At 74.1% G+C, this 25,686-nt stretch carries 23 protein-coding genes; 15 read left to right on the forward strand and 8 right to left on the reverse strand.

Annotation, left to right across the window (positions count from 1 at the left end; all coding sequences use genetic code 11):
* The first annotated feature begins 6 nt into the window (after nt 1-6).
* Entirely contained in the window at nt 7-747 is a 741-nt protein-coding gene (locus tag OUY22_RS03285; RefSeq protein ID WP_270153198.1) for a maleylpyruvate isomerase family mycothiol-dependent enzyme, read from the forward strand.
* A gap of 241 nt (nt 748-988) precedes the next feature.
* On the opposite strand, the gene OUY22_RS03290 is transcribed toward OUY22_RS03285, so the two are convergent.
* A complete protein-coding gene (locus tag OUY22_RS03290) occupies nt 989-1,717 on the reverse strand; it encodes a helix-turn-helix transcriptional regulator (RefSeq protein WP_270153199.1) in 729 nt (242 codons plus the stop codon).
* A 56-nt stretch (nt 1,718-1,773) separates the two neighbouring features.
* On the reverse strand, nt 1,774-2,793 hold the full coding sequence (locus OUY22_RS03295) for a PHP domain-containing protein (RefSeq protein WP_270153200.1): 1,020 nt from the start codon (nt 2,791-2,793) through the stop codon (nt 1,774-1,776).
* A 101-nt stretch (nt 2,794-2,894) separates the two neighbouring features.
* Between OUY22_RS03295 and OUY22_RS03300 the strand changes: the two genes are divergently transcribed.
* The 9 genes from OUY22_RS03300 to OUY22_RS03340 all read left to right on the forward strand — a co-directional run bounded on the left by OUY22_RS03300 (nt 2,895) and on the right by OUY22_RS03340 (nt 11,054).
* The gene (locus tag OUY22_RS03300) at nt 2,895-3,314 is read left to right on the forward strand and encodes a hypothetical protein (protein ID WP_270153201.1); all 420 of its coding nucleotides are present in this window, start codon (nt 2,895-2,897) and stop codon (nt 3,312-3,314) included.
* A 3-nt stretch (nt 3,315-3,317) separates the two neighbouring features.
* The gene (locus OUY22_RS03305; protein ID WP_270153202.1) at nt 3,318-4,466 is read left to right on the forward strand and encodes a glutathionylspermidine synthase family protein; all 1,149 of its coding nucleotides are present in this window, start codon (nt 3,318-3,320) and stop codon (nt 4,464-4,466) included.
* On the forward strand, nt 4,463-4,894 hold the full coding sequence (locus OUY22_RS03310) for a DUF350 domain-containing protein (protein ID WP_270153203.1): 432 nt from the start codon (nt 4,463-4,465) through the stop codon (nt 4,892-4,894). Before OUY22_RS03305 ends, OUY22_RS03310 begins: the two co-directional genes overlap by 4 nt.
* Nucleotides 4,895-4,964: 70 nt before the next feature.
* Nucleotides 4,965-6,089, forward strand: a complete 1,125-nt coding sequence (locus OUY22_RS03315; RefSeq protein ID WP_270153245.1) for a PucR family transcriptional regulator — start codon at nt 4,965-4,967, stop codon at nt 6,087-6,089.
* A 103-nt stretch (nt 6,090-6,192) separates the two neighbouring features.
* Nucleotides 6,193-7,089, forward strand: a complete 897-nt coding sequence (locus OUY22_RS03320) for an ACP S-malonyltransferase (protein ID WP_270153246.1) — start codon at nt 6,193-6,195, stop codon at nt 7,087-7,089.
* Nucleotides 7,086-8,042, forward strand: a complete 957-nt coding sequence (locus OUY22_RS03325) for a beta-ketoacyl-ACP synthase III (protein ID WP_270153204.1) — start codon at nt 7,086-7,088, stop codon at nt 8,040-8,042. Before OUY22_RS03320 ends, OUY22_RS03325 begins: the two co-directional genes overlap by 4 nt.
* A gap of 74 nt (nt 8,043-8,116) precedes the next feature.
* On the forward strand, nt 8,117-8,356 hold the full coding sequence (locus OUY22_RS03330) for an acyl carrier protein (protein ID WP_148030187.1): 240 nt from the start codon (nt 8,117-8,119) through the stop codon (nt 8,354-8,356).
* A 40-nt stretch (nt 8,357-8,396) separates the two neighbouring features.
* The gene (gene fabF, locus OUY22_RS03335; protein WP_270153205.1) at nt 8,397-9,629 is read left to right on the forward strand and encodes a beta-ketoacyl-ACP synthase II; all 1,233 of its coding nucleotides are present in this window, start codon (nt 8,397-8,399) and stop codon (nt 9,627-9,629) included.
* Entirely contained in the window at nt 9,630-11,054 is a 1,425-nt protein-coding gene (locus OUY22_RS03340; RefSeq protein WP_270153206.1) for an acyl-CoA carboxylase subunit beta, read from the forward strand.
* 64 nt (nt 11,055-11,118) lie between these two features.
* On the opposite strand, the gene OUY22_RS03345 is transcribed toward OUY22_RS03340, so the two are convergent.
* A complete protein-coding gene (locus tag OUY22_RS03345; RefSeq protein ID WP_270153207.1) occupies nt 11,119-11,613 on the reverse strand; it encodes a DUF3145 domain-containing protein in 495 nt (164 codons plus the stop codon).
* A 178-nt stretch (nt 11,614-11,791) separates the two neighbouring features.
* Between OUY22_RS03345 and OUY22_RS03350 the strand changes: the two genes are divergently transcribed.
* From OUY22_RS03350 to OUY22_RS03365, 4 genes are all read left to right on the forward strand, one after another.
* Nucleotides 11,792-12,805, forward strand: coding sequence for a S8 family peptidase (locus tag OUY22_RS03350; protein ID WP_270153208.1), 1,014 nt, complete (start codon nt 11,792-11,794; stop codon nt 12,803-12,805).
* A gap of 72 nt (nt 12,806-12,877) precedes the next feature.
* A complete protein-coding gene (locus OUY22_RS03355) occupies nt 12,878-13,414 on the forward strand; it encodes an RNA polymerase sigma factor (protein WP_270153209.1) in 537 nt (178 codons plus the stop codon).
* Nucleotides 13,411-13,857: a hypothetical protein gene (locus OUY22_RS03360; RefSeq protein ID WP_270153210.1), complete on the forward strand. Its 447-nt coding sequence runs from the start codon at nt 13,411-13,413 to the stop codon at nt 13,855-13,857. Before OUY22_RS03355 ends, OUY22_RS03360 begins: the two co-directional genes overlap by 4 nt.
* 94 nt (nt 13,858-13,951) lie before the next feature.
* The gene (locus OUY22_RS03365; RefSeq protein ID WP_270153211.1) at nt 13,952-16,771 is read left to right on the forward strand and encodes a CHAT domain-containing protein; all 2,820 of its coding nucleotides are present in this window, start codon (nt 13,952-13,954) and stop codon (nt 16,769-16,771) included.
* A gap of 123 nt (nt 16,772-16,894) precedes the next feature.
* On the opposite strand, the gene OUY22_RS03370 is transcribed toward OUY22_RS03365, so the two are convergent.
* The 4 genes from OUY22_RS03370 to OUY22_RS03385 all read right to left on the reverse strand — a co-directional run bounded on the left by OUY22_RS03370 (nt 16,895) and on the right by OUY22_RS03385 (nt 22,414).
* Nucleotides 16,895-17,710 carry a sulfurtransferase gene (locus OUY22_RS03370; protein ID WP_270153212.1) on the reverse strand — a complete coding sequence of 272 codons (816 nt, stop codon included), beginning with the start codon at nt 17,708-17,710 and terminating at the stop codon, nt 16,895-16,897.
* Complete coding sequence (locus OUY22_RS03375) at nt 17,707-18,828, reverse strand: alkaline phosphatase family protein (RefSeq protein ID WP_270153213.1); 1,122 nt, start codon at nt 18,826-18,828, stop codon at nt 17,707-17,709. Before OUY22_RS03375 ends, OUY22_RS03370 begins: the two co-directional genes overlap by 4 nt.
* A 90-nt stretch (nt 18,829-18,918) precedes the next feature.
* Nucleotides 18,919-19,509, reverse strand: a complete 591-nt coding sequence (locus OUY22_RS03380; RefSeq protein WP_270153214.1) for a DUF5998 family protein — start codon at nt 19,507-19,509, stop codon at nt 18,919-18,921.
* 94 nt (nt 19,510-19,603) lie between these two features.
* Nucleotides 19,604-22,414, reverse strand: coding sequence for a bifunctional acetate--CoA ligase family protein/GNAT family N-acetyltransferase (locus OUY22_RS03385; RefSeq protein ID WP_270153215.1), 2,811 nt, complete (start codon nt 22,412-22,414; stop codon nt 19,604-19,606).
* Nucleotides 22,415-22,587: 173 nt separating this feature from the next.
* On the opposite strand from OUY22_RS03385, the gene OUY22_RS03390 reads away from it, so the two are divergent.
* Nucleotides 22,588-23,478 (forward strand): carbohydrate kinase family protein, encoded by an 891-nt coding sequence (locus OUY22_RS03390; protein ID WP_270153216.1) that lies wholly within the window; start codon nt 22,588-22,590, stop codon nt 23,476-23,478.
* 78 nt (nt 23,479-23,556) lie between these two features.
* On the opposite strand, the gene OUY22_RS03395 is transcribed toward OUY22_RS03390, so the two are convergent.
* Nucleotides 23,557-25,644 carry a RecQ family ATP-dependent DNA helicase gene (locus OUY22_RS03395; protein ID WP_270153217.1) on the reverse strand — a complete coding sequence of 696 codons (2,088 nt, stop codon included), beginning with the start codon at nt 25,642-25,644 and terminating at the stop codon, nt 23,557-23,559.
* Nucleotides 25,645-25,686: the final 42 nt, after the last annotated feature.

The following is a 25,686-nucleotide window of genomic DNA, read 5'->3' on the forward strand; positions in this document are numbered from 1 at the left end:
TGGTCCGTGACGGACTACTGTTCCTTGATCGAGAGTGAGACGGCGCGGGTGGCCCGGCCGGCCTCCGCGCCGGCGGACACCCCGGTGCCGGCGTGCCCCGGCTGGACCATGGGCGACCTCATCACGCACCTGGGCACCATGCACCGATGGGTGACCCACATGGTGTCCACCCGCAACCAGGACCCGCTCTGGTCCCGCGAGGTGCCCAACGGGCTGGCCGAGGGCGAGAGCGGCGACGCGGCCTGGCTGGCGGAGGGGTCGGCCGAGCTGGTGCGGACGCTGCGCGCCACTGATCCCGCCACGCCGCTGTGGACGTGGGGGCCCGGCGGCACCGCGGGCTGGTGGGCCAGGCGGATGACGTTCGAGCTGGTCGTACACCGGGTGGACGCCGAGCAGGCGCTGGGCCTGGAACCGGAGCTGGACCCCGCGCTGGCGGCCGACGGCGTCGAGGAGCTGCTCGGCAACCTGGCGGGCGCCCGGTGGGTGAGCCGGCGGCTGGCGGAGCTGGACCTGACGGGCACGACGTTCCACCTGCACGCGACCGACGTGCCGGGCGAGTGGACGTTCACCCAGGGGCCCGGCGGCGTGGTGACGTGGGAGCGCGGGCACGCCAGGGGCGACGCGGCGGTGCGGGCGCCGGCCGGCGACCTGCTGCTGCTGATGTACGGCAGGCGTTCGTGCGACGGGCTGCCCGTGTTCGGCGACCGGGCGCTGCTGGAGCGGTGGCTCGCCGCCGCCGGGCTGTGAGCCCCGGACGCGCCGCCACTCGGCGGTCGGCGGCGTGTCCGGGGCCGGGGGCCGCCGGGAGGGCGGCCGGGCGCGGGCCGGGGTCGCGGGGAAGGCGTGCTCCCGGCCCACGACGATCAATGGCCGTGGTGGAGCCCGAACAGGTCACCCGAGTTGTCGGTCATGCCGTCTCCTCGTTGTCTCCGTACGAGACAAGAATGTGGCGGCGAAGCGACAACCCTATGTCGGTGTTTTCGAACTCCTAATCGAGAACCGCGCCGCGGACGAGCATCTCGGGCACGTCGGCGGCGAACCCCTCCAGCGGCCGGTCCGGGGCGCGCTCGGCGCGGACCTCGGCGTCGACGATGCGGTCGAGGCGGAAGACGCGCACGTCGTCGCGGAGCCGGCACCAGGCCACGAGATACCAGAACCCGCCGCGGCCGCCCAGGAAGACGCCGGGCTCGACGTCGCGGGAGGTCAGCGCGCCCTTGGCGTCGGCGTAGCCGAGACGCAGCACGCGGCGGCGCAGCAGCGCCTCCTCGATGGCGCGTGAGACGCCCTCGGCGCCGAGCGGGCGGGCCGGGCCGCCGGGCTCGGGCGGCTCGGCGACGAGCATCACGCGGCGGGCCAGCTCGCGGGCCAGCTCGCCCTCGCGGCCCGGCATGGCGGCCACGACCTTGCGTAACGCGCTGCGGGCCTGGCGGCCGAACGGCTGGTCGCCGGCCCGGCTGAGCGCCACCGCGATGGCCACGGCCTCGGCCGGGGTGAAGTTGAGCGGAGGCAGGGACATCGTCTTGTCGATCGCGTAGCCGCCCCTGCGGCCCTGCTCGGCGTAGATGGGCACCCCGGACTCCTGCAGCGCGACGATGTCGCGCTCGATCGTGCGCACGCTCACCTCGAACCGCGCGGCGAGCTCCCGCGCGGAACGGCAGCGCGGCGAGATGGCGCGCAGGTCCTCGACGAGCGCGTAGAGCCGGTCGGTGCGGTTCACACTGGTGACGGTACGCTCCGGCACCGACAATCGCGTGCCCACAGGGCTTTCGCGCGTCAGCGGGCCCAGGCCAGGAGATCGTCCGCGGGCCAGGTGTTCACGATCCGCTCCGGCTCGACGCCGCACAGCGCGGCCCGCTCACAGCCGAAGCGCTGCCAGTCGAGCTGACCCGGGGCGTGCGCGTCGGAGTCGACCGCGAACACGCAGCCCTGCTCGTACGCCTGGCGCAGCAGCCGCTTGGGCGGGTCGAGCCGGTCGGGCCTGGAGTTGATCTCGACGGCCACACCGAACCGGCGGCACGCCTCGAAGACCAGCTCGGCGTCGAACTCCGACTCCGGCCTGCGCGCGCCGCGCGCGCCGCCCGCCCGCACGATCCGCCCGGTGCAGTGGCCGAGCACGTCGACGCGCGGGTTCGCGATCGCGGTGACCATCCTGCGGGTCATCTCCGTACGGTCCATCCGCAGCTTGGAGTGCACGCTGGCGACCACGATGTCGAGCCGGTCGAGCAGCTCGGGCTCCTGGTCGAGGCCGCCGCCGGCGTCGATGTCGACCTCGATGCCGGTGAGGATCCGGAACGGGGCGAGCCGCAGGTTGAGCTCGGCGACCACGTCGAGCTGCTCACGCAGGCGGGCCGCGGACAGGCCGCGGGCGACGGTCAGGCGCGGCGAGTGGTCGGTGAGCGCCAGATAGCCGTGGCCGAGCGCCCGGGCCGCCAGCGCCATCTCCTCGATCGGCGAGCCTCCGTCGGACCAGTCGGAGTGGCTGTGCAGGTCGCCTTTGAGCGCGGCGCGCAGCGCGGCGGCCTCCTCCCCCAGGTCGGCGCCCTCGGTGGCGCGCAGCCTGCGCAGGTAGGTCGGGACCTGCCCGTCAAGCGCCTCGCTGATCACCAAAGCGGTGACCTTGCCGATGCCGGGCAGCTCGGCCAGGCCGCCCGAGCGCGCGCGCCGTTCCAGCTCCTCGCGCGGCAGCTCGGCGACGACGGCGGCGGCGCGGCGGAAGGCGCGCACCCGGTAGGCGGGCTCGCCCGCGCGCTCCAGCAAAAAGGCGATCTCTCGGAACGCCTCGACCGGTTCCATACGTTCATGCCTATCAGAGCGACCAAGCGCGGAGCCGCCCGGAATTGAACGGCGGTCCCCCGCGCCGCTAGGCTGTGTGATCGCAAGAGAGCAGGAGCCAGATGGCCAAGACGCCGCACCACGCCCCCCGGCCCGGCAAGGCGCCACCCAAGAAGAAGTCGTCCAACGTCGTGACCCTCACCGTCATCGGTGTGGTGTCGGTCATGGTGGTCGGCTACTGCGCGGCCGCCTCCCGCTCCGAGGAGGTCACCGCCGACTGCGTCGACACCAGCCAGCGGGCGGACGACGGCACCTACGTCGTGGTCGACGAGTCCTTCTGCGACGACGACGACCGCGGCGGCGGCACCTACCTCTACAGCGGCTCCCGCGCGGCCTATCACTGGTACTACGGCGGCACCCGGGTCGGCGACCGCGTGCGCGGCGGCACCACGCTCCGCCCGTCCGACGCCAGCATCACCAGCCGCGACGGCCGCACCATCCAGCGGGGCGGCTTCGGCAGCTCCCGCGGCGGCGGGAGCTGAGCGGTGCGGCGCGAGCGCGGCGTCCCCCGCGCGGGCTGGGAGAAGACCATCGAAGGTCAGGGCCTGGCCTACCACCGGGCGGCCCACCCCCAGGGCCTGAGCAGACCCTACTGGGACGAGTCCGTCCACTATGTCTTCTCCATGGCGGAGGTGGAGTCGCTGGAGGAGCAGGTCGAGGAGCTCCACGCGATGTGCCTGCGGGCCGCCGCCCACGTGGTCGAGACCGGGCGCTTCGCCGACTTCGCCATCCCCGGGTGGGCCGCCGAGGAGGTGGCCCGGTCCTGGGAGCGGCGCGACGCCCACCTGTACGCGCGGTTCGACCTGCGCTACGACGGCACCGGCCCGGCCAAGCTGCTGGAGTACAACGCCGACACGCCCACCTCGTTGCTGGAGTCGTCGGTGATCCAGTGGTTCTGGCTGCAGGACACCCACCCCGGCGACGACCAGTGGAACTCCATCCACGAGCGGCTCATCGACCGCTGGCGCGCGCTGCCGCTGCCACCTGGCCCCACCCACTTCGCCTGGACCAACATGGACGAGACGGGCGAGGAGGCCATGACCCTGGCCTACCTGCAGGAGACCGCCGAGCAGGCGGGCCTGCGGACCGTCGCCGTCGCCATGGAGGACATCGGCTGGGACGAGCTCAACCGGCGCTTCGTCGACATGGACGAGCAGATGATCCGCTCGATCTTCAAGCTCTATCCGTGGGAGTGGATGCTGGGCGAGCCGTTCGGCCGCCACGCGGTCCGCCACTCCACCTGGATCGAGCCGCTGTGGAAGGCGCTGCTGTCCAACAAGGCGCTGCTGGCCGTGCTCTGGGAGCTCTACCCCGGCCATCCCAACCTGCTGCCCGCCTATCTCGACGGCCCGCGCGACCTGGAGTCCTACATCGCCAAGCCGCTGCTCGGCCGCGAAGGCGCCTCGATGCGGGTGGTCACCCCCGCCCTGACCCAGGAGACGCCCGGGTCGTACGGCCAGGAGGGCTACGTCTTCCAGGGCTTCGAGGCGCTGCCCGAGTTCGACGGCCAGCGGCCCGTGCTCGGCGCCTGGGTGATCGCCGACGAGGCGGCGGGGCTGGGCATCCGGGAGACCACCGGCCTGATCACCGACGACACCTCGTCCTTCGTCCCTCACCGAATCGAGCTCACATGACTCTCCTGGAGACCCTCGCCCGCGGCGCGGGCGCCATCGCCTCCTACGCCGCCGTCGGCGTCATCCTGATGATCGTCGGCTTCTACGTGATCGACCTGGCCACGCCGGGCCGGCTCAGCGAGGTCATCCGCACCCAGCGCAACCCGAACGCCACGCTGCTGGCCTCCTCGGCGATGGCGGCCGTGGGGCTCATCGTCGCGGCCTCCATCTGGTCCTCCGGCGGCCGGCTGGCCGAAGGGCTGGCGGGCACCGCCGTGTTCGGCCTGGTCGGCATCGTGGTCCAGACACTGGCGATGCTGCTGTTCGACCGGGTGGCGGGCATCTCGGTGCGGGAGCTGGTCAAGGACCCCGAACTGCAGCCCGGCGCGCGGCTGCTGGCGGTCACCCATGTGGCGATCGGCCTGATCACGGCCGTCGCGGTCATCTGACGGGACCTGGCACTCTAGGAGCGTGACAGACCGGACGCGGGAGGACACCACTCGAAGGCTCGAACGCGCCATGGGCGCGCTCGGCACCGCCGCCATGGCGCGCATGGACGATCAGCTGCCTTGGTTCCGGGCGCTCAGCGCCGAGGACCGCTCCTGGGTGGGGCTGGTGGCGCAGGCCGGCATCGCCGCGTTCGTGGAGTGGTTCCAGCACGCCGGCGAGGACCGGCCCACGCCCAGCATCGAGTTCTTCGGCACCGCCCCGCGCGAGTTGAAGCGCTCGATCTCGCTGCAGCAGACCGTCGACATCGTCAGGGTCGTGGTGGAGGTGGTGGAGGCGCAGGTCGACCAGCTGGCCGCGCCCGGCGGCGAGACCCAGCTGCAGCAGGCCATGCTCCGCTACACCCGCGACGTGGCGTTCGCGGCCGCGCACGTCTACGCCCGCGAGGCCGAGGCCAGAGGCGCCTGGGACGCGCGGCTGGAGGCGCTGATCGTGGACGCGCTGGTGCGCGGCGAGGTGGACGACGGCCTCCACTCGTGGGCCGCCGCGCTCGGCTGGACGTCCTCGCCCGTGGTGGTGATCGCCGGACACGCGCCCGACGGCGACCCGCGCGAGGTGATCGACGGGCTACGCGAGCGGGGCCGGCGCATCGGCATGGAGCTGCTCGCCGGGGTGCAGGCCGACCGGCTGATCGTGATCGTGGGCGGGGCCGGCAGCCCGAACGACGCGGCCCGGCAGGTCGTGGCCCGGTTCGGCCAGGGCCCGATCGTCATCGGCCCCGAGGTGCCCGACCTGCACGCCGCCGCCAACTCGGCCAGGGCCGCGCTGGCCGGGCTCAAGGCCAGCTCCGGCTGGCCCGACGCGCCCCGCCCGGTGCACGCCGAGGAGCTGCTGGCCGAACGGGCGCTCGACGGCGACGACGACGCCAGGGAGCAGCTCGTGGAGAGCGTCTACCTGCCGCTGGCCGGCACTCCGCTGCTCGACACGCTCGCCACGTACCTGGAGCAGGGCACCTCGCTGGAGGCGACCGCCCGGCTGCTGTTCGTCCACCCGAACACGGTGCGTTACCGGTTGAGGAAGATCACCGAGCTGACCGGCTACCAGCCGACCGAGGGCCGTTCCGCCTTCACGCTGCAGGTCGGCCTCATCCTCGGCAGGCTCGCGGAGAGCGCTGTAACGTGGCGGGCCCTAACGTAACGGGGCCGAAACCCAAACTGTGGGCTTCCTACAAAGCACCATGGACAAAGTGTGTTCAGATCTTCATCAGCGTGTCGGACTTCTACAGGGCATGGTGGACTTCGTGCTTGTACTCGTCGCGCCCGGCCAAGGCGCCCAAACTCCTGGCTTCCTCACTCCGTGGCTCGAGCTTCCCGGCGTGGCGGACCGGCTTGCCGCCTGGTCCGAGGTGGCGGGGATCGACCTGATCGCCTGCGGCACCACCGCGGGAGCCGACGAGATCCGTGACACCGCCATCGCGCAGCCGCTGCTCGTGGCCGCCGCCCTGGCCTCCGCCGAGGTGCTCGGCGCGACGCCCGACGTGCTGGCCGGCCACAGCGTCGGCGAGTTCGCCACCGCCGCGCTGGCCGGGGTGCTGACCCCGGAACAGGCGCTGGACCTCGTCAGTGAGCGCGGGCAGGCCATGGCCAAGGCCGCGGCGATCACCGACACCGGCATGACCGCCGTGCTCGGCGGCGTGGAGGCCGACGTGCTGGCCGCGCTCGACAAGCACGGCCTGACACCCGCCAACATCAACGGCGCCGGCCAGATCGTCGCGGGCGGCACCGTCGAGCAGCTCGCCGCGCTCAAGGCCGACCCCCCGGCGCGCGCCCGGCTGATCCCGCTGTCGGTCGCGGGCGCCTTCCACACCGTCCACATGGCCCCCGCGGTCGAGCAGCTGCGCGAGGCCGCCCTGCGGGCCGAGCCCGCCGACCCGAAGGTCACCCTGCTGTCCAACGCCGACGGCGCGGCCGTCACCGACGGGGCCGAGGTCATGCGCCGGCTCGTCGACCAGGTGAGCAACCCCGTCCGGTGGGACGCCTGCATGGCCACCATGGCCGAGCTGGGCGTCACCCGGATGATCGAGCTGCTGCCCGGCGGCACGCTGACCGGCCTGGCCAGGCGCGGGCTGCGCGGCGTCGAGACCGTGGCGCTCAAGACCCCCGCCGACCTCGACGCCGCCAGGGAGCTGATCAAGTGAGGATCCCCGACACCGCCCCGGGGGCGAAGGTGCTGGCGCTCGGCCACTACCAGCCGTCCCGGGTGGTCACCAACGACGACCTGTCCAAGACCATGGAGACCAGCGACGAGTGGATCCGGTCCCGCGTCGGCATCCAGGAGCGCCGGATCGCCGGCGACGCGGAGAGCCTGGAGGACATGGCCGCCCAGGCGGGCGGCAAGGCGCTGGCCGCGAGCGGCCTGGCCACCTCCGACATCGACCTGGTGATCGTGGCCACCTGCACGCTGGAGAGCCAGATCCCCAACGCGGCCGCCGTCGTCGCCCACCGCCTCGGCATCTCCTCGCCGGGCGCCTTCGACGTCAACGCCGCCTGCGCCGGCTTCTGCTACGCGCTCTCCACCGCCGACTCCGCCATCCGCTCCGGCTCGGCGAGGAACGTGCTGGTCATCGGCGCCGAGAAGCTGTCGCAGTGGCTCGACTGGACCGACCGCTCCACCGCGGTGATCTTCGCCGACGGCGCGGGTGCGGCCGTGGTCGGCCCGTCCGACACCCCGGGCATCGGCCCGGTGGTCTGGGGCAGCGCGGGCGACAAGTCCGAAGCCATCATGATCCCCGACCGCCACGGCTCCCTCCACCAGGAGGGCCAGACCGTGTTCCGGTGGGCCACGACCGCGCTCCACCCGGTCGCCAAGCAGGCGTGCGAGCGGGCGGGCGTCGACCCGGCCGAGCTGGCCGCCTTCATCCCCCATCAGGCCAACCTGCGCATCATCGAGGCCATCGCCCGCAGGCTGGGCGCCGAGAAGGCCGTCGTCGCCCGCGACATCGTGCTCGCGGGCAACACCTCGGCCGCCTCCATCCCCCTCGCGCTCTCGCGCATGCTGGAGCGCGGTGAGGTCCGCTCGGGCGAGCTCGCGCTCGTCCTCGGCTTCGGAGCCGGACTCACCTACGCGGGCCAGGTCATCGAGATTCCCTAGACCCCCCGTACGATCTCTCAGAGCCTGCACGGCTCGACCGTGCAGAACCCAGGAAACTAAGGAGAACCAACGACATGGCTGCCACCGAGCAGGAGATCCTCGAGGGCCTCGGCAAGATCATCAACGAGATCACCGGCATTCCGGCCTCCGAAGTGACGCCCGAGAAGAGCTTCGTGGACGATCTCGACATCGACTCCCTGTCCATGGTCGAGATCGCCGTGGCCGCCCAGGACGAGTTCGGCGTCGAGATTCCCGACGACCAGCTCAAGAACCTGAAGACGGTCAAGGACGTCCTCACGTTCATCCAGAACTGACATCCGGCAACACCAAACTGATCGACAAGGAGTGCGGAACGTGAGTGCAAACCGGGTACGTGTCGTCGTCACCGGGCTCGGCGCGACGACGCCCGTCGGTGGAGACGTCACTTCCTCCTGGTCGGCGCTCCTCGCCGGTCAGTCGGGCGTCGCCACGCTCACCGACGACTGGGTCGACACCGTCCCCGTGAGGTTCGCGGGGACGGCCGCCGTCGACCCGGCCGGGGTGCTGCCGCGTCCCGAGGCCCGCAGGCTCGACCGCAGCGAGCAGTTCGCCATGGTCGCCGCCCGCGAGGCCTGGCAGGACGCGGGGGCCCCCGAGGTGGCCCCGGAGCGGCTGGGCGTGGTGGTGTCCAGCGGCATCGGCGGCATCAACACCACCCTGTCGGCCTACGACACCTACAAGGAGCGCGGCTGGAACCGGCTGTCGCCCTTCACGGTGCCGATGCTCATGCCCAACGGCCCCGCCGCCTGGATCGGCCTCGACCGGGGCGCCCAGGCCGGGGTGCACGCCACCGTGTCGGCGTGCGCCTCCGGAGCCGAGGCCATCGGCTACGCGATGGACATGATCAGGGCCGGCCGGGCCGACGTGGTGATCGCCGGCGGCACCGAAGCCGCCATCCACGGCCTCAACATCGCGGCGTTCGCCGCCGCCCGCGCCATGTCCACCCGCAACGACGACCCCGAGGGCGCCTCGCGGCCGTGGGACCGCGACCGTGACGGGTTCGTGCTCGGCGAGGGCGCTGGCATCCTGGTCCTGGAGAGCGAGGAGTTCGCCAGGGCGCGGGGCGCGCGGATCTACGCCTACGCCGCCGGCGTCGGCTACTCGGCCGACTCCCACCACATCACCCAGCCGGAGCCCGAAGGCCGCGGCGTCATCATGGCGATGACGCAGGCCCTCACCGACGGCGACCTGACGGGACAGGACGTCAAGCACGTCAACGCGCACGCCACCTCCACCCCCGCGGGCGACGTCATCGAGGTCCAGGCCCTGGCCAAGGCCATCGGCACCCACCCGCTGGTCACCTCGACCAAGTCCATGACGGGCCATCTCCTCGGCGGCGCGGGCGGCATCGAGTCCGTCTTCACCGTCAAGGCGCTCCACGAGCGGATCGTCCCCGCCACCATCAACCTCAACGACATCGACGACGGCATCGAGGTGGATCTCGTCCACGGCGAGAACCGCACCCTGCCCGAAGGCGACATCGCCGCCGTCAACAACTCGTTCGGTTTCGGCGGCCACAACGTGACCGTCGTCTTCAAGGGGGCTTGAATGACCGTGCTCGACAACCGTCTCGCCACCGAAGGCTCCGACCAGGAGCCTGCCGATCCCCGAGACCCCTCCATACGACTCGCCGCGCTCCTCGACGAGGGTTCGCTGCGGCTGATCACCCCCCAGGACAAGAGCGGCGTCCTCGCCGCCATGGGCCGCGTCGAGGGTGTCCCCGTCGTCGCCTTCTGCAGTGACGCCCGCTTCCAGGGCGGCGCGATGGGCAGCGAGGGCTGCGAGCACATCGTGCACGCCTACGACGTGGCCGTCCGTGAACGGGTGCCGATCCTCGGGGTCTGGCACTCCGGCGGTGCGCGACTCGCCGAAGGCGCCGAGTCGCTGCACGCCGTCGGCCGCGTGTTCGCGGCCATGACCAAGGCGTCCGGCGTCGTGCCGCAGATCTCGGTCGTGGTCGGACCGGCCGCCGGCGGCGCCGCCTACGGGCCGGCGCTGACCGACCTGGTGATCCTGGCCGACTCCGGCCGCATCTTCGTCACCGGCCCCGACGTGGTGCGCAGCGTCACCGGCGAGAGCGTCGACAGCGCCGCGCTGGGCGGCACCGAGCCCCACAGCAAGCGCAGCGGCGTCGTCCACGTCATCACCAAGACCGAGACCGAGGCGCTGCTCAAGGCCCGCCAGCTGGCGGTGCTCCTCGGCCACCAGGGCAGGGTGCGTCCCGCCGCCGTGACGGAGGTCGACTTCTCCGCCCTGCTGCCGGAGTCCGCGCGCCGCGCCTACGACGTCAAGCCGCTGGTCAACGACCTGCTCGACGAGCCGGGCATCGAGCTTCACCCGAAGTGGGCGCCCAACATCGTGACCTCGCTCGGCCGGCTGGGCGGGCGCACCGTGGGCGTCATCGCCAACAACCCGATGCGGCTGGGCGGCTGCCTCGACGCCACCTCGGCCGAGAAGGCGGCGCGGTTCGTCCGCATGTGCGACGCCTTCGGGGTGCCGCTGGTCGTGCTCGTGGACGTGCCCGGCTACCTCCCGGGCGTCGGCCAGGAGCACGACGGCGTGGTGCGCCGGGGCGCCAAGCTGCTGCACGCGTTCGCCGAGGCGTCGGTGCCCAGGATCACGCTGGTCACGCGCAAGGCCTACGGCGGCGCGTACATCGCGATGAACTCCCGGGCGCTGGGCGCCACCAAGGTCTTCGCCTGGCCGACGGCCGAGATCGCGGTCATGGGCCCGGTGGCGGCGGTGCGCATCCTCAAGCGGCGCGAGCTGGCGGCGGCGCCGGAGGAGGAGCGCGTGGAGCTGGAGCACCGGCTCGCCGAGGAGCACGAGAAGCTCGCCGGCGGGCTCCCCCGCGCGCGGGAGATCGGCGTCATCGACGAGGTGATCAAGCCCGAGGAGACCCGGGGCGCGATCGCCAAGGTGCTCGCCCAGGCCACCCCGGCCAGGGGCGCGCACGGCAACATCCCGCTGTAGACGCGACGGGGAAGGGCCCCGCACCAGGCATGGTGCGGGGCCCTTCCGCGTGTTCGGGGGCGGGTCACACGGCGGCGTGCAGCCAGCGGACCGGCGCGCCGTCGCCGGCGTAGCGGAACGGCTCCAGCTCCTCGTCCCAGGGCTTGCCGAGCAGCTTGTCGAGCTCCTCCTCCAGCACGCACCGCCCCTGGGAGGCCATGAGCATGGCGGCGCGCAGCCGGTCTTCGGAGATCATGATGTCGCCGGAGGCCCCGATGACGGCGCTGTAGGGGCCGAGGGTCGGCGTGTAGGCGTGGCGGGACCCGTCGACGCCCGGCGAGGCATCCTCGGTGACCTCGAACCGCAGGCGCTGCCATCCCATGAGCGAGGAGGCGATGGCGGCCGCGATGCCGGGACGTCCCTCCCACTCCGCCTGCGCCCGCACGACATTGGGCGCGGCAGGTTGCGGGGTCCACGTCAGGTCCACGGGCACGCCAAGGACACCCGCGACCGCCCATTCGATGTGCGGGCACAGCGCGGGCTGGGCCGAGTGGACGTACAGCACGCCACGAGCAGACACCGGACCTCCCGATTCGGTACGAGGTGCGCCTTCCCCAACGGCCTCGTCCAGCGGGAGTGATCACAAGTGACTAGGGAGAGACTACCGTCGGTCGCAATCCGGCACCAGAGGGGGGCCATACCAAGTTGGTGCGCGTGTGACGCGTGACAGCCGCTCCGACGGGGATAAATACCCGCTCATGGACATCGAACCCGCAGGCCAGGCCCTCATCCGGCCGGGCCAGGTCCTGACCGACCGGGGCGCGCTGTCGGCCGCGGCGCGCTGGACCAGGGCCGTGTCCGAGGCCGACGGGGTCTGCGTGGTCCATCTCTCGCCCGGCGTCGACCCGCGCGAGCTGACCGCCGAGCTGCGCGAGCAGGGGTTCCGGGCCTCGCCCAACCACGTCTTCACCGGGCAGCCGCTGTTCTTCGGCGGGCCCGCCTCGCGGCCGTTCCCGTGCGAGCCGGTCCCCTACCGGCCGGGACGGTCGCGCTCGGAGGTGACGGTGGGCCTGCTGGACACCGGGGTGGCCGGCCATCAGTGGTGGGCCGGCGCCGAGTGGTTCGAGGCCGTCCCCGAGGACGCGCGCGACGCCGCGGAGGGCGCCCAGGCCGGTCACGGCACGTTCATCGCCGGGCTGCTGGCCCGCCAGGCGCCGGGCGTGTCGCTGCGGGTGGCGCGGGTGCTCGACGGCGAGGGCGTCGGCGACGAGGCGACCGTCCTCCGGGTGCTCCACCGCATGCGCGAGCGTCCCCCGCAGGTGCTCAACCTGTCCTTCGGCGGCCACACCTTCGACGACCGGCCGCCGCCCCTGCTCGCCGACGCGCTGGCCGGGCTGCCCGACACGCTGCCGGTGGCGTGCGCCGGCAACACGGCGTCCGACCGGCCGTTCTACCCCGCCGCGCTGAACGGCGTGCTCGCCGTCGGCGCCGTGGACGCCGACGAGCGCCGGCGGGCCCCCTACTCGGCGCATGGCGGCTGGGTCGACGCCTGCGCCCGCGGCGACTGGCTGGCCAGCAGCTTCCTGGAACGCGACGGGTTCGCCGGGTACGCGATCTGGTGCGGCACGTCCTTCGCCGCCGCCGTGGTGGCCGGCACGATCGCCGCGGCCGCCTCCGACCGACCGGCCAGGCAGGCGGCCGAGGAGCTTCTCAGCCTGAAGGAGGCCCGGCAAATTCCGGATCTGGGAGTCCTCGTACCGTCGAGTCTGTAGAGTTCACTCTCAGTTCCCAGGCGATCACGAGGAGTCGACCCCCGCTCCTCCGCCGGTCCGGAAGGAGGCCGCATGCCCGATCCGCGCCAGCTTGCGGAGCTGCTGCTCGCGGCCGACTCCGGCGACCAGAGCGCCTGGGACGAGCTGGAGGCCCGGTTCGGCCCCCGCATGTGGGCCGTCGCCCGCGCCTGCGGGCTCAACGAGCCGGACGCCGCCGACGCGGTCCAGGGCGCCTGGCTCCGCCTGCTCGAACACCTCCACGACATCAGGGAGCCCGCCGGGGTGGGCGCGTGGCTGGCGACGACCACGCGCCGCGAGGCGCTCCTGCTGATCAGGAAGAGCAGGTCCGCGCCCGCGCCCTTCGAGGTCGCCCACGATCCCGACCCCGAGTCGGCCGTCCTGGAGGCAGACGGCAACCGCCTGCTCTGGAAGACGGTCTCCGCGCTGAAGGAGCCCTGCCGCAGCCTGCTGACACTGGTCGCGTCCGACCTCGGGAGCCGGCAGGTGGCCGTGCGGCTGGGGCTGCCCATCGGCAGCGTCGGCCCGACGAGGGCCCGTTGCCTGGAGAAACTGCGCACCCTGATCTCACTGCAGGAGACGGTGCAATGATCGACGACGAGTACTTCCTGGCGGCCCTCCGGCTGGCCTCCGGGCACGACCCGATCCCCGCTCACGTGTCCGCCGCCGCCCGCCAGGCGTTCGCCCTGCGGGTCCCGCACGCGGTGACCGCCTGCCCGGCCGGCTACAACGCCGCGCGGGGCGTGCGCGGCGCCGAGAGCCCGCAGACGGTCCGGTTCGTCACCGACGCCCTCACCTTCGACCTGGAGGTGACCGTCGGCGACGGCCTGATCGACGTGGCCGGTCAGGTGTGCCCGCCGCCCGGCGAGGGGTGCCACGTCGACATCCGCACCCTCCACCTGACGCTCACCAGGCGTCTCGCCAGTACGGGCCAGTTCGCGGCCACGGGCCTGCCTCCGGGCTGGCTCAGCGTCGTCTGCCACCGGCCCGGCCACGCGCCCGTCCAGACGAGTTGGGTGCGCGTCCGACCCTGACCCCCGACCCTGACCCCCGACCCTGACCCCCGGCCCGGGGCCGAGGGCCCGCACCCCCTCCGGTCCCGGCCGCTTCCCCTTCGCGAGGCGGCGCATGGCGACACCGCGGCTCACCCGTACACCGGGCCGTTCCTCCGGCGGCGCGCTGCTCGTGCGCGCGGCCGAGATGGCGGTGCTGCGCTCGGTGATCGACCCCCAGCAGGCGCTGCGCGCCGGGCGCAAGGTGCTGGAGGCGGCCGAGAAGGCCGGCGACGGAGAGGCCGCGTCCGTGGCGCTGCGCGCGATGGCACTGGCCTCGCGCGAGCTGGGTGATCTGCAGGCCGCCGAGCAGCGGCTGCGGCAGGCCGTCCGGACGCCGGGCGCGCCCGCCGAGCGGGTGGCGCAGGCGAGGCTCTCCCTCGTCACCGTGCGGACCGAGCGGGGCCACCCGCTGCAGGCGCTCAGGATGGCCGCGCTCGCGTGGGCCTACCTGTCGCCGCTCGACCGGGCCAAGCTCGACACGCAGCGCGCCGTGGCCCTCGCCCACCTGGGGCGCTACCAGGAGGCGGTGGCCTCCTGCGACCGGGCGCTGCGGGCTCTCGTGGCGGCTCCCGGCACCGTCGACGACCGGCGGTTCCTGGCCGGCGGGCTGCTGAACCGGGGGCTGGTGCACGCCTACCGGGGCGACTGGGACCAGGCCATGCGCGACATCACCGCCTGCCTGCAGATCGCCCGTCACGCCCGGCTGTCCCACCTGGTGCGGCTGGCCGCCGCCAACCTGCCGTTCCTGGCCGTACGGCGGGGCGACATCGGCGGGGCGTTCACCCACTACCGGGAGGCCGAGGACACCCTGTACGGGTTCCCGGAACGGCTGGCGACGATGCGGGCCGACTTCGCGGGCGCGCTGCTGGCCGCCCACCTGCCCGGCGAGGCGCGGGCGCTGCTCAGCCTGGCCGTGCCCGACCTGGAGGAGTCCGGCGCGCGGGTGGCGCTGGCCGAGGCGCGGCTCAAGCTCGCCCAGGTGGAGCTGCTGACAGGCGACGCGCGCGAGGCCGTGGCGGTCGCCGAACGGGCCATGCGGGAGCTGTCCGATCAGGACCGCCGGGCGTGGCTGCCCCTGGCCAGAGAGGTCGTGCTCCGCTCCCGCCTGGCGCTGGAGCCGCCGACGCCCGCCTTGCTGGCGGAGCTGGTCGCGTGCGCGGACGGGTTGGAACAGGACTCCGCCCACCTGGCCGAGGCCGCCTCGCTGCGGCTGACGGCGGCCGAGACCGCGCTGGCGCTCGGCGACCCCGCCGCGGCCTCGGCCCAGCTCGCCCGCCTCACCGAGGAAGCGCCGGCGATCCCGCCCGGCGGGCGGTACCCCCAGGAGTGCGTCCCCGCCGGGCAGGTGCCGCCGCTGGTGCGCCAGCACGCCCTGGCGCTGGCGGCGGCGCTGCGGGAGGACATCACGGCCGCGTTCCGCGCCGCGCAGGAAGGGCTCGCCGGGATGGGCGGCCGCATGGACAGCCTGGACGACCCGTCGGTGCGGGCGCACGCGGCGCGGGCGGGCGAACGGCTGGCGGCGTTCGGGCTGCGGCTGGCGGTGCGCGACGGGTGCGCCGAGGAGGTGTTCGAGTGGGCGGAACGCTGGCGGGCCGTCGCGGCCCCGGTCCACGCCCGCTCCGCGCACGGCGCGGGCGAGACCGACGGGTGGGCCGAGCTGCGGGCCGCGCTCGGACGGGCGGCGCTGGTCGAGTACGTCACGGACGACAGCTCGCTGTTCGCCGTGGTGGTGACGGGTGAGCGGATGGCGCTGCGGTCGCTGGGGCCGCTGCGTGAGGCCGGTGAGTCGCTGGTCCGGCTGCGCTACTCGCTGCGCCGGGCCGCTCTGCACGACGGCGCCGCCGGGGCGGAGGCGATCGCGGCGGCCGGGGCCGAGCTGGAACGGTTCCTGCTGGCTCCGCTCGCCGCCGAGCTGGGCGATCGTCCGCTGGTGCTGGTGCCGACCGGCGTCCTGCACACCCTCCCCTGGTCGGCACTCCCCTGCCTGCGGGAACGCCCGGTGACGGTGGCGGCCAGCGCCCGCTCCTGGCTCACCGCCGCCCGCAGCGCCGCGTCCCCATGCCCCGGCCGAGCCGTCCCCTCATCGGCGCAGCCCCCGGGCACCGCACAGGCCGACCACGCCGTCCCCTCGCCGGCGAAGCCCTCGGGCATCGCCGGGCCCGGCCGGGCTCCGGTCCCGCACGGTGCGCCCGCCGGACGGTCCGCCGGGCCGGAGAGGGGCGCGGCGGGATCGCTCCACGTGGCCGCGGCCGCAGGACCTGGCCTGGCGTACGCGCGAGAGGAGGTGGACCGGGTGGTGGCCGCCCATCCCGGCGCGCGGCCGGTGGCGGCCCGGCGCGACGCGGTGCTGGCCGCCCTGGCCTCCTGCGACGTCGTCCACCTGGCGGCGCACGGGGTGTTCCACGCCCGCAGCCCGCTGCTGTCGAGCATCACCCTCGACGACGGCCCGCTCATGGCCTACGACCTGCTCGACGGCCCGCGCACGGCCCGGCTGGTGGTGCTGTCGGCGTGCGACTCGGGCATGGCCCGCACACCGGCGGACGGCGCGCCGCTGGGGCTGGCGGGCGCGTTCCTGGCGCAGGGCGCGACGTGCGTGGTGGCCGGGATGGTGCCGGTGGGAGACGAGGACGCGCTGGCGGTGATGAGCCGGTTTCACGAGCTGCTCGCCACCGGCCACACCCCGGCCTCAGCTCTTGCCCTCGCCTCCGCCTGGACGGGCATCACCGCGTTCACCTGCTTCGGCGCGGGCGACCAGCCGCTGGTGCCGCGCGAGCCGGACCCACCCGCCGCCGGTGGCCCGGCTGCCGGGCCCGCGCCGGCCGGGCGTCCCGGCGAAGGAGACCTCCGGCCTCCGCCGCGCACCCGTGAACGGTCCGCCCGGCCACCCGCGTGACCGTAGCGGCCTTCGGGCGTCCATCCACCCCGCCGGGATGACCGTGCGACACGCGTACGCCTCACGTGCCAGTTGACCGTACGACACGCGGGCCTGCCCGCGACCCGTACGGATCGTGTGGCGTCAGCCGGTGGCGACCGGTCTGGACGGGTCGGTGACCCAGTGGGACCAGGAGCCGACGTAGAGGGCGGCGGGCAGTTCGGCCACCTCCATGGCGAGCACCTGGTGGGCGGCCGTCACGCCGGAGCCGCAGTAGACCCCGGCCCGGCGCGCTTCGCGGACGCCCAGCTCGGCGAAGCGCCGCCGCAGCTCGCCCGGAGGCAGGAAGGCGCCGTCGGGGGTGACGTTCTCCGTGGTCGGAGCGCTGACCGCGCCCGGGATGTGGCCCGCCACCGGGTCGATCGGCTCGGCCTCGCCGCGGTAGCGTTCGGCGGCCCTGGCGTCGAGCAGCACGCCGGTGGAAGCCAGGGCGGCGGCCTGTTCGGCGTCGAGCACGGGCATCCCGCCCGGCCGGGCCGTGAAGTCGCCGGGCGCGGGCACGGGCTCCTCCTTGACGATCGGCAGCCCGGCCGCGCTCCAGGCCGGCAGCCCGCCGTCGAGGACCCGGACGTCGCGGTGCCCGAAGTAGCGCAGCGTCCACCAGGCGCGGGCCGCCGCGGTCGAGGCGGTGTCGTCGTACACCACGACCGGCCGCGCGCCGGAGACGCCGAGCCGCCGCATCGCCCGCTCGAACGCGTCGGTCGCGGGCAGCGGGTGGCGCCCGCCCTCGCCCGGCGGCCCGGCCAGGGCGGCGTCGAGGTCACAGAAGACGGCGCCCGGCAGGTGGCCTTCGCGGTAGAGGTCCAGGCCGGACGGGCCGCCGAGCCGCCAGCGCACGTCGAGCAGGGTGATCTCGCCGAGCGCGGCGAGAGCGGACGGGGTGATCAGCGGACCGGTCACCGGGTGCTCACCTCCAGGAGCGGGATGTTCTGCTCGAATGGCGTCATCGAGCCGTGGTAGCCGGTGAAGAGGGCTTCGATCCGGTGGATGGACGGGGCGGTGATGGCCAGGTCGGTGTACGGGACGGCGATCACGTCGCCGATGCGGCCCAGCCACGCGGTCCGCACCCGCGGGCCGAACCAGCCGGACTCGACGGCCTCCTGCCGCGACACCACCCAGGCCCGGCCGCGCAGCGCCTCGCGCCAGGCGGCGAGCACCTCGCCGGCGGCTCCCTCCCGGGCGTAGACGTGGCGGGCGCGGGCCTCGCCGCCGAGCATCTCGACCCCGTGGGCCAGCTCGGGGGTGGCCTCGGCGTCGAGCTTCTCCGAGGCGTTGACCATGCCGTGGTCGGCCGTCACGTACAGGGCCGAGCCGGGAGGCAGCCCCGCGGCGATGCGCTCGGCCATGGCGTCGACGACGGCCAGCTGCTCCAGCCATTCCGCGCTGCCCCAGCCGGTCATGTGGCCCATCGCGTCGAGGTCGCCGTAGTAGACGGTGACGTGGGCGCGCGGGCGGCGCAGCTCGGCCAGCACCCGGGCGACGCGGTCGTCGGCGGTCTCGGCCGCCGCGTAGCGGACGCCGCGGAAGACGGCGCCGGTCAGCCCCGTGCCCTCGAACGCGGCGGGCGCCACGTAGACGGCCTCGACGCCGGCCGCCGCCGCGCGCTGGTAGACGGTCTCGGCGGGCTGCCATTCGAGCGGGTCCATGGGGAGCCCGGACCAGCTCAGGCAGTTGAACAGGCGTCCGGTGCCGGGGACGGCCAGGGTCAGGCCGACCATCCCGTGCTCACCGGGCGGGGCCCCGGTGCCGAGGGAGCACAGGCTCGTCACGGTGGTGGCGGGGAATCCCGCGTTCAGCGTACGGGAGCCGCCCAGCAGGCTCGCCAGGAACGGCGCCGCCGAGGCGTGCGCGGCGAGCAGCTCGGCGCCGAGGCCGTCGACCAGGAACACGCACGTGCGCTCGGCGGGCGGGAGGCCGAGGGGGTTGGGCACGTCCAGGCCCAGGGCCGCCAGCAGCGATGGGGACAGGTCGGGCAGCGAGCCGGCGCCGTACGCCGGGACCAGGGGCCCGTTCGTCATGCCCTGGATCCTATCGGCCCCCGTTCCTCGCCGGCCCGGGCGAAGATCCCTCCCTTGCCGGGAGACCCGACGCCGGCGCCGCGGCCCTGGTCAGGCGGCGGTGCGGGCGGTGGCCTCCGACAGGGCCTTGGCGAAGGACAGGACGTGGGTGACCGCCTCCGGGCCGTCCGCGGCCTCACTGACCCGCAGGGACAGGTCGTCGGCGGTGATGGCGCCGGTATAGCCGTGGTCGGCCTCGCAGTTCTCGTCGCCGCAGGTGGCCGGCTCCAGGTCGACGTGGGAGATGGCGCCCCAGCCGATCGTCAGCGTGACCTCCGTCGGAGGGACGCCGGGAACGTACGAGGCGGGCTCGGGAACCACCCGGGTGACCGCCACCGACTGGATGCGGCCGAGCTGGACGGCCTCGGTGGTGGTGGAGGCGTGCGCGGTCGAGACGCCCTCCACCGCCGGATGCTCGTCGGTGTGGCAGACCAGGAGTCTCCCGGCCGTCAGCACCAGCACGGTGACGTGCCTGCGCACCTCCATCGCGGGGTCGAAGGTGGCCTCGTGGTGCACCACGAAGGCCGTGACGGCCTCCTTGCCCAGCGCGGATTCGACCGCATCGGTGACGAGGTCGGGATAGTAGCCGCTGCGCTCGATCGCTTCACGCAGGCCCGCGGCTGAGACTCGGGTTTCCCTCATGGATCCAGTTTGCCAGGGCCACGCAGTGCAACCACCCGCGCGGCGTAACGCTCTATAACGTCTCGCGTCCCGTACCGCCTGGGAGCCGGGACGGTCAGCTCAGCCTGCGGGGGCCGCCGTCGAGGCGAGGGCCCGCCGGGGTGCGCAGGACGGCCCTGGCGCCGAGCACCGTCACGCCGTCCTCGCCGACGAGCACCTGGTCGAGGTCGAGCCGGGCCAGCTCCGGCAGGTCGTGGGCCAGGCGGCTGACCCTGACCAGCAGGTCCTCCAGGGCGTCCACCGCGACCGGCGGGTAACCGTACTCGCCGAACAGCAGCGGCGCGGCCCGCACCGAGCGCACCAGCCCGGCCGCGTCCTCCCGGGTGAGCGGCGCCAGCCGGAAGCCGCGGTCCTCCAGCAGCCGGGCGGTCACCTCGCCCAGCCCGAACGACACGACGGGGCCGAACGCGGGGTCCTCCACGACGCTCACCACCGTCGGCACGGCGGGTTGCGGCGCCATCCGCTGCACGGCCAGCGCGGTCGCCTCGCCGAACTGCTGGGCGAACTCCCCGTACGCGTGCCGGACGGCGTCGGCGGTCGGCAGCCCGAGGCGCACGGTGCCCGCCCGCCTGGAGGCGTCCGGGTCGGCCACCTTGAGCACGACCGGCCAGCCGAGCCGTTCGGCGGCCCTGGCCGCCTCGTCCGCCGAGCCGACCACGTGGGCGGGCCAGACGGCGATGCCGTAGCAGGCGAGCAGTTCGGTGGCGTCGGCCTCCACCGGCGGGCCCGCCGCCGCGAAGTACGGCGCTCTGCCGTGTGCCGTGCCCTCCCGTGTCCGGCTCCCGTCGTCGCCGGGTTCGCCCAGGTCGGAAGAGCCCGTCGAGGCGCCGGCCGGTCCGGTCGCCTGTCCGTCGGCGCCGGCCGGCTCCGGGGTGCCGACGGCGGGCGGGGCGCTCGCGGGTTCACGGGAGTCCTCGGCGAGGGCGGCGGCGAGCTTCTCGGACGCCAGCGCTCGGGCGCGGGCGGTGTCGGCGTCCTCCAGCTCGGGAGGCGGCGCGGTGGGCTCGGCGCGCCACCGGGCGTAGCGGACCGCCTGGGCCAGGGCGCGGACCGCTTCCTCGGGGGCCGCGTACGAGGGGATCGAGCCGCGGTCGGGCACCGGGCCGGTCTGCAGGTGCGGGTGCATGCCGAGATGCCCCTGGAACGTGGCCAGCACCGGCTTCTGAACGCCCTGGGACACCCTCAGCAGCTCGGCCGCGACCCCGGCCGCGTCGCCGGGGATGGGCGGCATGTAGATCACGACCGCCGCGTCGACCTCAGGTGAGGCCAGCTCGCCGGCGAGTCCCGCACCGAACTCGGACGGCCCGGCGCCCGGGCCGAGGTTGACCGGCGCGCGCGGCGACAGGCCGGCGGCCACGCAGGCGTCGGCGGCGAGCAGGCCGAGCGCGTCGGAGTTGGTCACCACGGCGACCCGGGGCCCGGCGGGGAGCGGCTGGTAGGCCAGCAGCTGGCCGACGTCGAAGAGCTGGATGAGGTCGTCGACCCGGATCAGCCCCGCCTGCTCGAACAGCGAGCTGATCGCGGAGTCGGGCAGGCCCAGCTCCTGGGCGGAGTGGCCGGACGGGGTGCCGCCGCTCTTGACGACCACGATCGGCTTGCTGCGGGAGATCCGCCTGGCCAGCCGGGTGAACTTGCGCGGGTTCCCCAGCGACTCCAGGTAGAGCAGGATCACCTCGGTCGCGTCGTCCTCCTCCCAGTACTGCAACAGGTCGTTGCCCGACACGTCGGCCCGGTTGCCCGCCGAGACGAACGACGAGATGCCCATGCCCCGCTGCGCCACCCGCTGCAGCAGCGCGGTGCCGAGCGCGCCCGACTGGCTGAAGAAGCCGACCCTGCCCCGGCAGGGGACGGTCGCGGCGAGGGTGGCGTTGAGCTTGACGGCGGGGGCGGTGTTGGCGATGCCGAGGCAGTTGGGGCCGACGACGCGCAGGCCGTGGGCGCGGGCGAGGCGGGCCAGCTCGTCCTGGCGGGCGCGCCCCTCCTCGCCCGTCTCGCCGAACCCGGAGGAGACCACGACCAGGCCGTGCACGCCCTTCCTGGCGCACTCCTCCACCACGTCCAGCACGCTCCCGGCGGGCACCGCCACCACGGCCAGGTCGACGTCGTCGTCGATGGCGCCGACGCTCGGGTACGCGCGCACGCCCGCCACGGCGCGGGCCTCGCGGTGCACGGGATAGACGGGGCCGGCGTAGTCGGCGGCGAGCAGGTTGCGCAGCACGGTCTGGCCGACGCCGCCGGGCTCGCGGGAGACGCCGATGACCGCGACGGAGCCGGGGGCCAGCAGCCGGGCGATGGACCGGGCCTCGGCGCGGTGCTCGCGGGCGAGGGTGACCTCGGTGGAGGTCTCGGTGGGGGTCAGGTCGAGCGTCATGCGGACCACGCCGTCGGCGAACCGGCTCTCGGCGGTGTAACCGGCCTGGCGCAGCACGCCCATCATCTTCATGTTGGCGGGCAGCACGTCGGCGACGAAGCGTTCGATGCCGCGCTCGCGGGCGGTGGCCGCGAGGTGTTCGAGCAGCACCGAGGCCACTCCCCTGCCCTGGTGCGCGTCCTCGACGAGGAACGCCACCTCGGCCTCGCCCGGTCCGGTGCGGTCGTAGCGGATGACCGCCACCATGTCGGCCCCGATCGTGGCGATCAGGGCGACCCGGCCGACGTAGTCGACGTTGGTGAACCACCGCACCTCTCGGTCCGACAGCCGTGGCCGCGGACCGAAGAACCGGAAGTAGATGGACTCCTCGGACAGCCGCGAGTAGAAGGCCCGCAGCCGGTCGGCGTCGGCGGGCCTGATGGGGCGCACGTGCGCGGTGCCGCCGTCGGCCAGGACGACGTCCGCTTCCCAGTGAGCGGGGTATTGTGCCTCCACAGTCCCGAGACTAAACCCCCATCCCACATGCCAAGAATCTCCGGTGCCGTTGGGCAACGGATGTGCATCGACTCAGGCCGGGTCTCCGGGGTCCGCCCCACGAGCAGCCCGGAAGCTGTTAGTTTTGCCGTGGCCAGGCTCGATCGGTAGGCAGCAGGCAAGGTGGTGGCATCATGACGCGGGTCGTCGTGGTGGGCGATCTCATGACCGACGCGGTGGCGCGCGCCCGTTATGCGCTCGCCAGAGCGAGCGACACGCCCGCGGTCGTGACCATGCACGGAGGCGGTTCGGGCGCCAACATCGCCTCATGGCTGGCGGTCGAGGGCGCGGAGGTGGCCTTCATCGGCCGCAGAGGCGCCGACATCACCGGCCGCAACCGCGACATGGAGCTGATGGGCTACGGCGTCGACGCCCGGCTCGTCATGGACCCGGAGCGGCCCACGGGCACCTGCGTGGTGCTCGTGACCCACAAGGGCGAGCGGACCATGCTCTCCGACCCCGGCGCCAACGCGGCGCTGGCGCCCGAGGACCTGCCGCGTGACCTGTTCGGCGGCGGCCACCTCCACCTGTCCGGCTACACGCTGATCAACGAGGGCTCGCGCGACGCGGGCCTGGCCGCGCTCGACATGGCGCGCCGCTCGGGGATGTCGATCTCCGTCGACTGCGCCTCCGCGGCCCCTCTGGAGCGTACGGGCGCCGAGCCGTTCCTCGAGTGGACCAGCGGCGCCAAGCTGCTGCTGGCCAACGCCGACCAGGCCAAGGTGCTGACCGGCCGCGACGACCCCGAGGCGGCGGCCAAGGTGCTGACCGCGTGGTTCCCCGAGGTCGTGATCAAGATGAACGCCGAGGGCGCGCTGTGGTACGGCAACGGCCGTCCCGAGCCGGTGCGGGCGGCGGCCGAGCCGGTCGACCGCATCGTCGACGGCACGGGCGCGGGCGACGCGTTCTGCGCCGGGTTCCTGCCGGCGTGGCTGGCGGGCAAGCCCCCGGCGGAGGCGCTGAGCTCCGGCTGCGGGCTGGCCGCCAAGGCGATCGTCCACCTGGGAGCCCGCCCGCGCCTGTGAGCGCCGGTGGACCGCTGATCAGGACATGACGACCCTGATCAGGACCTGACAACGCTGATCAGGGCGCGACGGCGCTGATCAGGAGGCGACGGCCAGGGCCAGGGGAAGCACGGCCGGGGCGCCGGCGTGGCGGACCAGGGCGGCGCCGAGGGTCATCGTCCAGCCGGTGTCGACCCGGTCGTCGACCAGCAGCACCGGGCCGCCGCACGCCGCCACGGCCGCGCCCAGCTCCTTCGGCATGGCCAGCGTCGCCCGTACGGCCTGGACCCGCTTGGCGCTGTTGAACTGCCGGCCGGGCGGCCCCGACCGGTAGCCCAGCTCACCGAGGTAGGTCAGGCGGCCGACCTGCGCCAGCCGCTCGCCGAAGGCGCGCACCAGCAGCGGCCTGGTCGAGGAGGGCACGCTCACCACGGCCACCGGCCGCTGCCTCCACTCCCACGCGGACAGCACCTGGACCACGGCCGCGAACATGTCGTCGGGCATCGGCCCGTCAGGGCCGTCGAACAGCTCGCGCAGCCGGTTGCCCCAGCCGATGTCGGTCAGCCGGCCGAGGGCGCGCCCGGGCTCGGCGCCGAGCTCGGGCTTGATCCGGCCGGACAGGTCGGGCAGGCCCGTCGGCCACTGCTTGCGCGGGTCGATCTCCACGCCGGGCCTGGCCAGCCGCTCGCGGGCGCGCTCGACGGCCGGGGCGGCGATGTCGGGCGAGCGGTGGCGGCCGGTGCAGTTGTCGCAGCGTCCGCACGGCCTGGCGGCCTCGTCGTCGAGCAGCTCGCGCAGGTAGTGCTCGCGGCAGCGGTCGGTGGTGAGGTAGCCGAGCATGGCCCGCTGCTCGGCCTCGCGCTCGGCGGCGATGCGGGCGTAGCGCTCCGTGTCGTAGGCCCACGGCTCGCCGGTGGCCTGCCAGCCGCCCTTGACCCGGCGCACCGCGCCGTCGACGTCGAGGACCTTGAGCATCATCTCCAGGCGGGTGCGGCTCAGGTCGACGGCGCTCTCCAGGGCGGGGGTGGACATGACGCCCCGCTCCTCCAGCGTCCCGAGCACGGTCCGGACGACCGGCTCGGGCGGGAAGGCCAGGGAGGTGAAGTAGGCCCAGATCTCGCGGTCCTCGACGCCGGGCAGCAGGATCACCTCGGCCCGCTCGACGCCGCGGCCGGCCCGGCCCACCTGCTGGTAGTAGGCGACCGGCGACTGCGGGGCGCCGACGTGGACGACGAACCCCAGATCGGGCTTGTCGAACCCCATGCCGAGCGCGCTCGTCGCCACCAGCGCCTTGATCTTGTTGTCGAGCAGCGCCTCCTCGGCCGCCAGCCGCTCCGCCGGCTCGGTCTGGCCGGTGTAGGCGGCGACCTCGTGGCCCTGCTCGCGCAGATAGCCGGCGATCTCGTGGGCGGCGGCGACGGTGAGGGTGTAGACGATGCCGGAGCCGGGCAGCTCGTGGAGCGTCTGGGCGAGCCAGGCCAGCCGCTGCTCGGCGGTGGGGAGCCTGACGACGCTCAGGTGGAGGCTCTCGCGTTCCAGCGGCCCGCGCAGGACCAGGGTGTCGTCACCCATCTGCTCGGCGACGTCGCGGGTGACGCGGGCGTTGGCCGTGGCGGTGGTGGCGAGCACGGGGATGCCGGGCGGCAGCTCGGCGAAGAGCGTGGCCAGCCTGCGGTAGTCGGGGCGGAAGTCGTGGCCCCAGTCGGAGATGCAGTGGGCCTCGTCGACCACGACCAGGCCGGCGCTCTCGGCCAGCTCGGGCAGGACGTGGTCGCGGAAGTCGGGGTTGTTGAGCCGCTCGGGGCTGACCAGGAGCACGTCGACCTCGCCGTCGGCGACCTGGCCGTAGATCTCCTCCCACGCCTCGGGGTTGGCGGAGTTGATCGTCACGGCGCGGATGCCGGCGCGCTCGGCGGCGGCGATCTGGTTGCGCATGAGGGCGAGCAGCGGCGAGACGATGACGGTCGGCCCCTCGTCCAGCGCGCGCAGCAGGGCGGTGGCCACGAAGTAGACCGCCGACTTGCCCCAGCCGGTGCGCTGCACGACCAGCACCCGCCGCCGGTCGACGACGAGCGCCTCGATGGCGGCCCACTGGTCGTCACGCAGCCGGGCGTGCTCGCCCGCCAGCGCCCGCAGCCTCTCCTCGGCCTGTTCGCGCAGCATCGCCGCGTCGGGGGCGTCAATCATGGGTCCCTTGTTACCAGGTCCTGCCGACGATTCCGAGCCGGA

The sequence above is a fragment of the Nonomuraea corallina genome, assembly GCF_027620315.1.
GTDB lineage: Bacteria > Actinomycetota > Actinomycetes > Streptosporangiales > Streptosporangiaceae > Nonomuraea > Nonomuraea corallina.